The organism is Shewanella marisflavi, from assembly GCF_023283925.1.
Lineage (GTDB): Bacteria > Pseudomonadota > Gammaproteobacteria > Enterobacterales > Shewanellaceae > Shewanella > Shewanella marisflavi.
Genome location: NZ_JAKIKX010000001.1, coordinates 682710 through 695608, shown reverse-complemented (window position 1 = coordinate 695608; position 12899 = coordinate 682710). Strand labels below are relative to the sequence as shown.

The following is a 12899-nucleotide window of genomic DNA, read 5'->3' as shown; positions in this document are numbered from 1 at the left end:
TATTGGCTATTAGCGTCGAGGTATTAGCCTACACCTCAGGCACGGCTATCGACTTATCTTGATCTTTAGTCAGTACCGCCGCGTTAGGCTTACCTTTCCAGATCTGCTCATCGAGCCCATTTAACTCTGGGAACTGCGCCGCATCAAAGGTAGGCACCTTGCCTGCCTTCAGCTGTACTTCGTAATCTTTAATCACCGCATAGGCGACCTTAGAGAGCATGACAATCGCAGCAATGTTGACCAGCGCCATCAAGCCCATAGACACGTCGGCAAAGTTCCATACCAACTGCAGTGAAGCAACGGAGCCCGCCATAACCATAGCTAGCACTGCAACACGGAAGCTATACAGTATCTTCTTACTCTTACTGAGGAACAGGATGTTGCTCTCGGCATAACTATAGTTAGCAATGATCGAGGAGAAACAGAATAAGATAATCGCAAATGCCACAAAATAGGCGGCCCATCCACCCACTTCATTGGTCAAGGCTAGCTGCAGCAAGCCTATGCCTTTCTGCTCGCCAGGCGCATCTAACACTCCGGACAGCAAGATAATGGCTGCCGTTGCGCTACAGATCACGATAGTATCAACAAAGACCCCTATCATCTGCACAAAGCCCTGTGATGCCGGGTGATTAGGATTCGGCGAAGCCGATGCTGCAATGTTGGCTGCGCTACCCATACCGGCTTCGTTTGAAAATAGCCCCCGGGCGATACCCGCCATCATAGCGCCCATCGCACCGCCGGCGGCTTCTTCCCAACCAAAAGCACTTTTTACTATGTAGGCAATCGCCGCAGGAACTTGCTCAATGTTCATCGCAAGCACCACCAGCGCAATCGCCAGATAAGCCACCGCCATGATAGGCACGATAAGCTCAGAAGCCTTAGCCACTTTCTTAAGGCCTCCGCTAATGATATAGGCCGATGCAGCAACTATGACTAAGCCAACCATGGTCTTATCGAAACCAAAGGCATTGTTAAGCGCGTCTGTCATGGTATTAGCCTGGGCGGCGTTAAAGGCAAAACCGAAGGCAATGATCAGCAAAATAGAAAACAGAGTTCCCATCCAACGCTTACCTAAGCCTTTTTCCATATAGTAAGCAGGACCACCACGATACTGGCCATCGCTGTCTTTGATTTTATAGACTTGTGCTAAGGTTGATTCAATAAAGGCGGTCGCCATCCCCAGCAACGCAATGAGCCACATCCAAAAAACGGCACCCGCACCACCGACAGTGATCGCCACGGCCACACCGGCCATGTTTCCGGTACCCACCCTTGCAGCCATAGAGGTACAAAACACCTGAAAGGATGAAATACCGTTAGTTTTCTCACGGCCCTGTAACACTAGCTTAGTGCCATGACCAAACATTCTGAGCTGAATAAAGCCCAATCTTAATGTAAACAACACGCCCGCAGCGACCAGCACGTAAATCAGCACGCTACCCCACAACATGCCGTTAACCGCATTAATCGCAGAGTCGATTAAATTTAATACAGATTCAAACATAGAACTTCTATAACCCTTAGGACGTTTACGGCGCCATAGTAAAACAGGTCGCCATCGTTGTTGAATTTCCTTCCCAATTTGATCGAATATTTTCGGCAGGATTATCTTTTCGAATTATCCTTTCATGATGCTAAAGCAACATGCCTGCCGAATCCGACACGCCAAAATAGCATACCATCAAAAAATCACCATGTGACATAGATCACGCTTACCCATTTGCATGACATTGGCATCACGCAACCAGAAACAAACAAGCTACTGTATTAACGTGGATAACATAGTATTTACGACCAAAAATTTAACATTCTGTAAATTTTATCACTTTGCAAAAATAAGATATTGAACACGTTTTTGTAATAAAATTACAAATATAGTGCCTCACATAAGCTTTGATTAACTTTTTGCTTACTATAAATGGGGTTATTTATGTCACAACAGCAAGAGATCACCGCACTCAAGAAATTTGTAAGAGCAACCAACTTCTTGGCTACCTCGCAAATTTACTTAAAGCAGAACGTTCTGCATAAACGTCCGTTAGAACATAGCGATATCAAGCCCAGACTGCTAGGTCACTGGGGAACTTGCCCAGGTATCAACTTCGTCTACGCCAACGTTAATCGTCTCATCAAGAAAACCAATCGCCCTTTCCTTTACCTTGTCGGCCCAGGCCACGGCTTCCCAGCAGTGCAAGCTAACCTGTTTATGGAAGGATCGTTAAGCCATTTCTATCCTGAGACCATCCCTTACAACGAGACAGGTATCGAAGATATCTGTAAGAAATTTTCAGCCGCCTATGGTTATCCATCACATGCTAACCCTGAAGCACCGGGTCAGATCCTAGAAGGTGGTGAACTGGGTTACTCATTATCAGTGGCCTGGGGCGCTGTACTGGATAACCCTAACCTAATCGCTACCGTACTTATCGGTGACGGCGAGTCTGAAACCGGCCCATTGGCGGCATCTTGGTATGCAAACCGTCTGGTTTCGCCAGCCAACAATGGTGCCGTACTGCCAATCGTACACATTAACGGCTACAAGATCTCAGGCCCAACCCGTATGGGTCGCATGAGCCACGAAGAGCTTGAACTTGAATTTAAAGGCCTTGGCTACCATCCAATCATTGTCGACAGTGATCTTGAAGAAGATGTCTATCTGCAGATGACCAAAGCCATGGATGATGCCTATGCCATGATCGACGCGATTCAGACCAAAGCTCGCAGTGGCGAAGATGTCGTTAAGCCTCGCTGGCCAGTGATCCTGATGCGCACAGCCAAAGGCTGGACAGGTGTCGCCGAAGATAACGGTAAGAAGCTAGAAGGTAACTGCGAATCGCATCAGGTTATCGTTAACAAGTGTGCTAAAGATAAACAGCACCTGGAAGCACTGGATCAATGGCTTGCCAGCTACAAGTTCAGTGAACTCTATAGCATCAACGAGCAAAACCAGATCGTCTTTGACAAAGATATCCAATCACTGCTCCCACCAAAAGAGCTTTGCTGTGGTCGTCAACACTTGAGCTATGGCGGTGAAGTGGTACGTTCACTGAACAATCCTAAGCTGGAAGATCTGGCCTACGGCGCAGAAACACCAAGAGGCCAGCGTGGTTACTCTATGCTGAAGATGGGTCAATGGATGCGTGACGCCTTCAAGCTCAACAGAGACCAGCGTAACCTGCGTATCTTCAGTCCAGATGAAACTTATTCTAACCAGCTTCAGGCTGTGTTTGAAGAGACAGATCGTGCATGGCAATGGCCAATTGAAAGCTGGGACGAAGATATGTCTCGCGATGGCCGCGTACTCGAGTTGCTATCAGAAAACTTGCTCTTTGGTATGCTGCACGGCTACACAGTAACAGGTCGTCACGGCATGTTCCCCACTTATGAGTCCTTCTCGCAAGTGGTGTCGTCTATGGCCGACCAATACTGTAAATATGTCTATGCCAGCCAAGGCGTACACTTCCGTAAGCCGGTTCCTGCTTGTAACGTCGTGCTCTCTTCACTGCTCGAGCGTCAAGATCACAACGGTTATTCTCACCAGAATCCATCATTCTTGGGCGCTATGCTTGAGAAACACCCAGAGATCATCTCGGCTTATCTACCTGCCGATGCAAACTCTACACTGGTCTACACTGAGCGCGCCTTCGCCGACCGCGATAAACTCAACATCATTGCCGCAGGTAAGAAAGAACTACCACAGTGGCTAACGTTGGACGAAGCACGTCAACAGGCCAAAGATGGTGTCATGGTGTGGGATTTTGCCTCAGATGATAATCCTGATGTGGTGCTGGCAGGCTGTGGTGACTATGTCACGCAAGAGTGTATGGCATCTCTGGTTATCCTACGCGAACTGTTACCAAGAGTGCGCGTACGCTTCGTCAGCGTAACAGAGTTGACCAGCAGCGGCCTGGGTAGCCGTAAGTTCCAAAGCAAACCTTGGATGATGGATGAGATCTTCACCGCCGATAAGGGAGTAGTATTTAACTACCATGGTTATCCAAACACCATTAAGAAACTGGTATTTGATTACAAAGGTAGCCACAGATTCCGCATTAAAGGCTATGAAGAAGAAGGCTCAACCACTACGCCTTTCGACATGGGTGTACGTAACGGTACCTCTCGCTACCACTTGGTTATCGACATGGCTTACAAGCTATTCCAGCAAGGTGTTATCGATGAGACCCAACATGTGGCCATCACCACCGACATGCTACAACGCTTAGTCGATCACCGTAACTATATTAAAGCGAACGGTGTTGACCCAGAAAACATCGAAAACTGGGTGTGGACACGTTAAGACTAGATTAACGCCACATTAATCATTCGACTAGAAAAAAGGCGCTTCCCAGAGGAAACGCCTTTTTTATTACCATATAACCACTAATCATAAAAAAATTACCTGTTATACATGGCAATTTCTATATCCCCGTAAGATAATAAAAAGGCTAGCGATAATACCAAAGGAATCCCCCCACAAAGTGCTGGCATGTTTTTACAGGGTAGAAACAGCATGGGGGACGATAAAAAACAAAGGAATTGGAAAATGATGAACAATACATTGAAAGCTATTCTGCTTACATCAATGCTCCCATTTGCAGCTAATGCAGCACAAGAACTTACTCCTTGGTACGTCGGTGGTGGTTTAGGCGTAAACAACTACGAACCTAACTGCGATCAGAAAACCATGAAAGAGTGTGGTGAAGATGATCCTTATGCTTGGGATGTATTTGGTGGTTATCTGTTTAACGACTACTTCGGTATTGAACTAGGTTATCGCGACCTGGGCCGCGCCGAATGGGTCGACTATGCCAACAAACTTAACGACGCTGGTGCACGAGGAATGACACTAGGCCTTGTCGGTTTCTGGCCATTTGCCAACCACTGGAGCATGTCTTTTGAAGCGGGGGCAATGAACTACCTGCTTTCAAACAACAAACAGTGGGGAAGCGAGTACTACAGCGATAGCGGTGTAGCGCCATACTTTGGCGCTGGTATCGGCTACAACTTCACAGAGAACCTCAAGTTGCAAGCCAAGTATCGTCGTTATGAAAATCTCGATGAAAACGAGTGGAACACACTCGAAATGGAGAGTAATTACTGGGGTCTTGAACTCAGCTACCGCTTTGGTCGTACAGCGCCTGCCGCTGCAGTAGCCCCTGTCGTTGTCGCACCAAAAGATTCAGACAATGATGGAGTCACTGACGATAAAGACCAGTGTGCAGACACCCCAAGCAACCACAAGGTTGACGCCAATGGTTGCACCATCTATCGCGAAGTCACTGAAAAGCATGAACTGGGCACCATTCGTTTTGCCAATAATTCAGCCGTTGTAAACTCGGCATCTTATGATCAAATCGAAAAACTGGCTAACTACATGAACACGCACCCACGCTCAACCGTGGTAATTGCTGGCCACGCCTCTAACGTAGGTAATCCAGATTACAACATGGAGCTGTCTGAGCGTCGTGCCAACGCCGTTGCCGAGCTATTAGTTAGCAAATATGGTATTAACCAGCAGCGCGTAAGTGCTAAGGGTTATGGTATCACTGAGCCGCTAATCGAAGGTAATAGCCCTGAAGCAAACAAGGCTAACCGCCGCATCGAAGCACACGTAACAGGCGTACAAAAAGAAGCGGTATTAAAGTAAATCGATAAGGATTCACTGAGATCTTCTTCACTAAAATCGCTGCTTAGGCAGCGATTTTTTTTCCTGTCATAATTTAATGGTTATACTCTAAATCCGTTTAGGGAAAACGTCAGCCTCACTAAATGGCTACGGTTAGAATGCCTTTTACTGATATTTAGCAACTTTTCTGTAATTTTTTTTCATTCACGGTTGGAAATATCGGCAAAATCGCGTCTAATAGCCGTTAGCAAACCACACACTTAAGCTGCTTCTTAAGAAGGATGTAATTTTCATGGCTAATACACTAGAGCAATTCAAATCGATCACTACCATAGTCGCCGATACCGGGGATATCGAAGCCATCAAGCGTTATCAACCGCAAGACGCTACCACCAACCCCTCTCTCATCTTAAAAGCAGCTCAAATACCAGAATATAAACACCTGATCACTAACGCTATAGAATGGGCCAAGACCCAGAGCGACGATCTGGCGCAACAAGTCGAAGACGCAGGTGACAAACTCGCGGTCAACATTGGCTTAGAGATCCTGAAAATTGTTCCTGGCCGCATCTCCACTGAAGTCGACGCCAGACTCTCTTTCGATAAAGCCGGCTCCATTGAAAAGGCTCACAAGCTGATCAAACTTTATGAAGAAGCCGGTATCGACAAGTCGCGCATCTTGATCAAACTTGCTTCAACCTGGGAAGGTATTTGCGCCGCAAAAGAACTAGAAAAAGAAGGTATTAACTGCAACCTAACACTGCTTTTCTGTTTCGCTCAGGCCAGAGCCTGTGCCGAAGCGGGCGTTTACCTTATCTCACCTTTTGTGGGTCGCATCCTGGATTGGTACAAAAAAGACACAGGTAAAGAGTACTGCGCAGAAGAAGATCCAGGCGTTGTCTCTGTCACCAACATCTACAACTACTATAAGCGCCACGATTACAAAACTGTCGTCATGGGTGCTAGCTTCCGTAATACGGGTGAGATCATCGAACTGGCTGGTTGTGATCGCCTCACCATAGGCCCAGCGCTACTGGAAGAGATGGCCAACAGCAACACCCAAGTGGTGCAAAAACTGAAACCGACCACAGATATCCAAGCACCTGGTGCTCCGCTAACCGAAGCCGAGTTCCGCTGGGAGTTTAACCAAGACCCAATGGCCGTAGAGAAACTTGCCGAAGGTATCCGCAACTTTGCCGTCGACCAAGGCAAACTTGAAGAGATGTTAAAAGCAGAACTGGAAGCTTAAAAGGTAATTACGTTATGACTAAGCTTACTCAGCAAGCAGCCTGGGCTCAGCTCGAGGCTCAGACTAAACAGCTGCCCCATATGCGCGCGCTATTTAATGCCGATCCCAAACGCTTCGACAAGATGTCCTTGTCAGCTTGCGGCTTACTGCTGGATTATTCTAAAAACAGGGCCGACGAACAGACCTTGAACCTGCTGTTTGATCTTGCCAAGACTGCAGGCCTTAGCGAAAAAATTCGCGCCATGTTCAATGGCGAGATCATTAACAACACCGAAAAGCGCGCCGTGCTGCACACAGCGCTTAGAGCTAACGCCGACGAAGTTATTCTGGTCGACGGCGTCAATATCGTGCCAGAAGTCAAACAGACTCAGGCCAAGATGGCCAAATTTGTCCAAGCAGTAACCTCAGGTAAATGGAAAGGTTACACGGGTAAGGCGATCACAGATATCGTCAGCATCGGCATTGGCGGCTCTTTCTTGGGCCCCAAAATCGTTACCCAGGCCCTAAGACCTTACTGGAACCCTGCGTTAAAATGCCACTTTGTGGCCAACGTCGATGCGACCTCTCTGTGTGAGAAACTACGTCTGGTCGATCCTGAAACCACCCTATTCGTGATGTCGTCTAAGTCTTTCGGCACGCAAGAAACGCTGACCAACACACTGAGCGCCAAAGCTTGGTTCTTGGAAAACGGCGGCGCTCAGGCCGATATCGCCAAGCATTTCGTCGCTGTGACCTCCAATGTCGCCAAAGCCACAGAATTTGGCATGGATGCGGACAATATCTTCCCTATGTGGGACTGGGTAGGCGGACGCTACTCGCTCTGGTCGGCTATTGGTCTTCCTATCGCTCTGCTGATTGGTATGGATAATTTCTACGAGTTGCTTGCTGGGGCTAAGGCCATGGACAAGCACTTTGTTGAGGCTCCTCTGGAAAGCAATATGCCGGTGATCATGGGGCTATTTTCATTGCTGTATGGCAACTTTTACCAGGCACAGTCTCACGTGGTATTGACCTATGATCATTACCTCAGAGGCCTACCAGCTTACTTCCAACAGCTCGATATGGAGAGTAATGGTAAATCTGTCACCCTTAACGGTGATAAGGTTGATCACTCCACAGGTCCAGTTATCTGGGGCGGCGAAGGCACTAACGGCCAACATGCCTACCATCAGTTATTGCATCAAGGCACTGCGCTTATCCCAGCGGATTTCATTTTACCCTTGCAAAGCCACAACCCTCTTGGGGAGCATCACGTCCAGCTAGCGTCCAACTGTATTGGACAGACTCAGGCACTGATGCAAGGCAGAACCTTCGACGAGGCACTTGCCGAACTTGAAGGCAGCTCGCTAAGCCAGGATGAAAAAGCGCTAATCGCCAAACATAAGGTGATGGAAGGCAATAAACCAAGCAACACCCTATTGATGAATAAATTAACGCCTGAGACACTCGGTGCCTTAATTGCCCTATACGAGCACAGAACTTTTGTTCAAGGTGCGCTATGGGATATCAACTCTTTCGATCAGTGGGGCGTCGAGCTTGGCAAGACCCTGGGCAATGATGTGTTAGCAAGACTTCAGAGTCAGCAAGAGGCAACAGCTTTAGATGCCTCGAGCAATGCCCTCATCAACCTCTATAGACGAAGCACCATCTAACTCGTCTCGATAAAAAAGCCAGTTTTCACTGGCTTTTTTATTCTCTGCAGCAAATATCACCACACCTCTTCCTATTTTGTACGTCAACCACAAACAGAGAGACCGTGATGACGCCATAAACAATTCACCCAAAGTTAACATTGCTGAAACATTTCTCTTGCACCATAAATTGGAAGTGTGATATTTAATTGTTGAGAAAAAATACAACAACAGGAGGTTGCCATGAATCGTTTAGATTATGGTAGTGCGCTAGATGATACCGTCATTGAAAGACCAAACAGTCGTTCGCGAAGCTCCAATAAGAAGCGAAAATGGCGTGAAATAGAAGCTATCAAAGAGAAACAACGTTTGATTAAAGAGCTTCAGGATATCGATAGTAGTTTCGAATACGACTTAGATAACCTTCTGATGTAAAGAGATGAAAAAATAGCGCCACTGGCGCTATTTTTATGTCTGTTTTTCATCTAATCTTCTGCTCTAGCAAGATACTCTTTTAGTTCCTCGAAGAGTAAGTTGTCGTCGTCACTAAACAGGGGATCACTAATTAATTTCTCCTGGCACATATCGGCCACCTCTTCCCATTGCGCCGGCGTCATCCCAGCTTCCCAAATGGGAAACAATTTAGCTTCTTCATACATCATGTGTTTTCGTTGCGCTTCCACATAATCTTTTAAGGCCTGGCTCAAAATCTCATTCTGAACAGGTACATCACTTAATACTAAATTCAGGCTGGACATCAAGCTTGAAGAATTATCAATCAATTGATGATGTTCTTCACCTAACTGCTTCTCCAACTCCTCACCGGGGTGAGTCTTGATATAAAACTCATTGATTAAATCTTCGAGCGGATGATGACTATGTTCGGCATAGCTCTGCATGTACTCGACGATATCTCTGATCAGGTTAAAGTTGACGGCTTCGCCATTTTGCAGCCTTTGCTGCTTATTTTTAAGAACATTTAACAGTATCGCGATATGTTTATGGTCATTATGAAGTCTCGCTAACATCGTCACCTCCAACCTTCTTGGCGCCTTTAGTTACTATAGTAAATTGTTGAACTTTTACTCACACTAATATGTAAGCCGTCATGATGACGTGACTCAGATCAAGTAAAGTGAACATAAAATAGTCACTTAGGAACACTTGCTCCTAAAACATCCATCACCTTCGCCAGAGAAGACTGCAGGCGTGTAAAGGCGACACTGGCCGAATTCACCTCTTTTAAATTACGCTCAATCAAGCCCGTAAAGTAATCTTCCTGCTCTATGGTCATATCCAACACATGAAAGCTACCCCGGATCTCGGTATTCATGTTGATAAGCGCCGAACTAAATCGCTCATCATGCTCCAAGGTCGCCGCATTGATATCCGCAATCAGGGATTCGATATCGACAAATACCTTTTTCAAGGTCTGCTGCCGATTGATATCTAAGACTCTTGCCTCAAGGCCTTCGACCACGACCGCGATGATGTCACGTAACCGGCCGTACATGACTTCATCTTTAATCGGCATGTTTTTAATCAAAAAAGAGACATGTTTATCGTTACATATAGTGCGACAACCAAAATCAAACAAGCGGCCATGCTTATCCAGCAGCTCAAGAATATTTGATTCAATTGGACTAATAGCGGCATGTTTAGGCGCAAAATACTCGACACATTCGCCGCGGATCTCCAAGCAGGTATTGAGATTTAGCTGCGCCATCAGATCAAAAAAGGCATCAGCCAATGACTGGTGGTCGTTACACAGAAAACATTGGCGGAAAAACTGCAGCACGCTGCCATACTGAGATGACTCAGTCATAGACTGAAACGCCATATTACGAGAAACAGATTCCGCCTTGATCAACTCTCGCTGTTTAAGTTGATAATTCGCGACGCTATGTACCTTGGCAAGTAACTCTTTAAGCTCAAAAGGCTTAGCGATAAAATCAACCGCATTAACTTCATAGGCCTTTAAGCGCTCTTCCAGCGTATTCATCCCAGAAACAAACAACACTGCCACATCCTGGTTAGACGCCAGCAATTCGCTGCAAAGGGTAATACCATCGGTGTCGGGCAGATTAATGTCCATCAAGAGCATATCGGGTGTTTGCGCTTGCAGCGCGGCGCGAAACTCGCCAGCACCATAAAAAGGCCGCACCTTGAAGTCATCCTGCAACATTTCGACGATTAACTCACAGTAATCCCTGTCATCATCGACTACCCAGATCTCCATGTTGGTCATCTTAAATCTCCTTGAACGAACTCAATTCCAACCCCTTCAAGTCCCCTCACGAAAGCGCGAAGATCAAAGGGTTTTTGTAACACCTGAAAAGGTAAATCTTCCCGGCTGCTGATCCCCACCTCCCCCACATAGCCAGAAATCAACAACACAGGGATGGTCTTGTGCTTGTTTAAGTCTGTGACCAGCTCATAACCGTTGATCCCGCCGGGCATCAGCAGATCCGAGATGATTAAATCGATATTGTCTATCCCCTCTTTGTATTGCTCTTTTACTAACAAGGGATCGGTATAGGCCAACACCTCCATCCCCATCATCTGACAATAGTCACAAAGCACCTCGAGCAGATCTGGCTCATCATCAACAATCAATACCCTGACAGGCTGCGTCACTTGAGGATAGTCCAGCGAGCTGCGCTCTCGCTCAACCGAGCGAGCCACAGGCTTAATAGCGGGAAACCAGAGACGGATCTCTGTGCCCTCGGGGCCAGTTCGTATAATGCTCATGTAACCGTTAGAGCGTTTAACAAACCCATACACCATAGAAAGGCCAAGCCCCGTGCCCTTACTCTTATCCTTGGTGGTAAAAAAGGGTTCAAAAATCTTATCCAGCACGTGATGGGCGATACCGCTGCCCTGGTCGATCACCGACACCCACACATAGTCCCGACTTTCTGTACTGACGGTATTTCCCACTCCAGGCAGATAGCCCGACAAATACTGCTCGCCGGTCTCTATAGTGATTAGTCCCTCGCCATTCATGGCATCCTTGGCATTAAGGACCAGATTGATCAACGCATCTTCAAGATCGCCACGATCGACGCAGATATCACGCATTTGATCCGCCATCTTGACGCACAGTTCAACCTGAGTGGTTAACGACTTACCCAGCAGCTCCTCAAGCCCCTCAATCACCTCATTCACCTGCAGAGGCTGGGCGCTAAACTGTTCCTGTCTGGAAAATTGCAGCAAACGCCGAGTAAGATCCGTACCGCGCTGGCAAGCCTTTAGCGCCGTGGCCAAATAACGGCCAATGGAATCATCCTTGCCCTTTAATTCCATTAGTTCTAAATTGCCTTTCAGCACACCTAAGATATTATTGAAATCATGGGCGACACCACCTACCAACTGCCCCATGGCCTGCATCTTTTGGGACCGTGCCATGGTATTTTGTAATAGCTTTTGCTGGGTAATATCGCGGCCAACCAAGGTAAACAGACTGCCATCTTCAAATGGTTCGTTAAGGGCGATCAGATGGGTATGTAAAATTACCTTTTCCCCTGTCGCTGTCGCACACTCCAGCTCACCCGCAAACTCCCGCCTCAACTCAATCGCCTCAAGCAGCTCTTGCGCCTTTTCATCATCACCGAAGAAAAGCTCGATAGACTTACCAATCAGCTGACTTCGGGGATAATGACTGATCGCCGTGGCCGCCGCATTGGCATACATAACAACGGGCGCCATGCCTTTCTGGCGCGACGCCACCACTATCATATCTTCACTATTACTGACGATAGATTGATACATCTGGGTATCGATTGACTTAATGATCTGCGCATTGCGGCTCTGTAACCAATCCTGACTCTGTTGCTGCAACATGCCGCTGATACTGTCAGCAATAAAAGGCTGATAAGAGGTGAGAAAAGAGAGCCAGCCCTTCGCTGGCCGGTAGAAGAAGATATTGACGTCAAGCCCTTCTACAGGCCATACGGTAAAGCTCTGCCATTGATGCGCGCCCATATGGTCATCAAGAAAAGGCCAATCCTTTACCTGTCGCCAAAGGGTGATATAACGAATAGAGTCGCGACACCAACAGGTCACATCCGCGGGCATCTCGTCACTATCCAGCAAGCGCCGAGACAAGATCATCACAGACTCAGCGCCGCTACTTTCGGCTAAGATACGGCACAAAGGCAGTAGCACATCGTCTCCACGAATAAACTGCCCTTGTAACTTTCCCAGCTCAGCAATCAGCGCCGGGCCAAAGTCCATAAATTCAGATTGTGAGAGAGCCTTAAACACGATAGAGTCCATTCCGATAATGACTATTGATGGTTTAGGGGAAAATTCCCATTTATTGAGCATAGTCCAGCCCCGGAAAATCGCTTAAAAATCTTAAACAATTTATGAACTTGTTCGATATCCA

9 protein-coding genes are annotated in these 12899 nt (G+C 47.1%); 5 read left to right on the top strand and 4 right to left on the bottom strand.

Annotated features, from left to right (window positions below; all coding sequences use genetic code 11):
- Positions 1-28 precede the first annotated feature (28 nt).
- On the bottom strand, positions 29-1507 hold the full coding sequence (locus L2712_RS02945; protein WP_248976832.1) for an alanine/glycine:cation symporter family protein: 1479 nt from the start codon (positions 1505-1507) through the stop codon (positions 29-31).
- Between the two features lie 426 nt (positions 1508-1933).
- Here L2712_RS02945 and L2712_RS02940 point away from each other — a divergent pair, with 426 nt between their 5' ends.
- The 5 genes from L2712_RS02940 (at position 1934) to L2712_RS02920 (ending at position 8944) form a co-directional block, all read left to right on the top strand.
- Entirely contained in the window at positions 1934-4300 is a 2367-nt protein-coding gene (locus tag L2712_RS02940) for a phosphoketolase family protein (RefSeq protein WP_088905193.1), read from the top strand.
- Positions 4301-4546: 246 nt separating this feature from the next.
- Positions 4547-5650, top strand: a complete 1104-nt coding sequence (locus L2712_RS02935) for an OmpA family protein (RefSeq protein ID WP_033539814.1) — start codon at positions 4547-4549, stop codon at positions 5648-5650.
- A gap of 271 nt (positions 5651-5921) precedes the next feature.
- Entirely contained in the window at positions 5922-6878 is a 957-nt protein-coding gene (gene tal / locus L2712_RS02930) for a transaldolase (RefSeq protein WP_248976831.1), read from the top strand.
- 14 nt (positions 6879-6892) lie between these two features.
- The gene (gene pgi / locus L2712_RS02925; protein WP_248976830.1) at positions 6893-8530 is read left to right on the top strand and encodes a glucose-6-phosphate isomerase; all 1638 of its coding nucleotides are present in this window, start codon (positions 6893-6895) and stop codon (positions 8528-8530) included.
- A 222-nt stretch (positions 8531-8752) separates the two neighbouring features.
- Positions 8753-8944 (top strand): DUF3545 family protein, encoded by a 192-nt coding sequence (locus L2712_RS02920; protein ID WP_011864891.1) that lies wholly within the window; start codon positions 8753-8755, stop codon positions 8942-8944.
- 50 nt (positions 8945-8994) lie between these two features.
- Here the strand turns inward: L2712_RS02920 and L2712_RS02915 are convergent, their stop codons facing one another.
- The 3 genes from L2712_RS02915 to L2712_RS02905 all read right to left on the bottom strand — a co-directional run bounded on the left by L2712_RS02915 (position 8995) and on the right by L2712_RS02905 (position 12775).
- Positions 8995-9537 (bottom strand): hemerythrin domain-containing protein, encoded by a 543-nt coding sequence (locus L2712_RS02915; protein ID WP_033539811.1) that lies wholly within the window; start codon positions 9535-9537, stop codon positions 8995-8997.
- Between the two features lie 122 nt (positions 9538-9659).
- Positions 9660-10757 (bottom strand): response regulator transcription factor, encoded by a 1098-nt coding sequence (locus L2712_RS02910; protein WP_248976829.1) that lies wholly within the window; start codon positions 10755-10757, stop codon positions 9660-9662.
- Positions 10754-12775: an ATP-binding protein gene (locus L2712_RS02905; RefSeq protein ID WP_248976828.1), complete on the bottom strand. Its 2022-nt coding sequence runs from the start codon at positions 12773-12775 to the stop codon at positions 10754-10756. Before L2712_RS02905 ends, L2712_RS02910 begins: the two co-directional genes overlap by 4 nt.
- Positions 12776-12899 lie beyond the last annotated feature (124 nt).

What these genes read in the sequence shown, in the direction of transcription:
- L2712_RS02945 (WP_248976832.1), bottom strand. Translation starts at nt 1,507, where the DNA reads ATGTTTGAATCTGTATTAAATTTAATCGACTCTGCGATTAATGCGGTT.
- L2712_RS02940 (WP_088905193.1), top strand. Translation starts at nt 1,934, where the DNA reads ATGTCACAACAGCAAGAGATCACCGCACTCAAGAAATTTGTAAGAGCA.
- L2712_RS02935 (WP_033539814.1), top strand. Translation starts at nt 4,547, where the DNA reads ATGATGAACAATACATTGAAAGCTATTCTGCTTACATCAATGCTCCCA.
- tal (WP_248976831.1), top strand. Translation starts at nt 5,922, where the DNA reads ATGGCTAATACACTAGAGCAATTCAAATCGATCACTACCATAGTCGCC.
- pgi (WP_248976830.1), top strand. Translation starts at nt 6,893, where the DNA reads ATGACTAAGCTTACTCAGCAAGCAGCCTGGGCTCAGCTCGAGGCTCAG.
- L2712_RS02920 (WP_011864891.1), top strand. Translation starts at nt 8,753, where the DNA reads ATGAATCGTTTAGATTATGGTAGTGCGCTAGATGATACCGTCATTGAA.
- L2712_RS02915 (WP_033539811.1), bottom strand. Translation starts at nt 9,537, where the DNA reads ATGTTAGCGAGACTTCATAATGACCATAAACATATCGCGATACTGTTA.
- L2712_RS02910 (WP_248976829.1), bottom strand. Translation starts at nt 10,757, where the DNA reads ATGACCAACATGGAGATCTGGGTAGTCGATGATGACAGGGATTACTGT.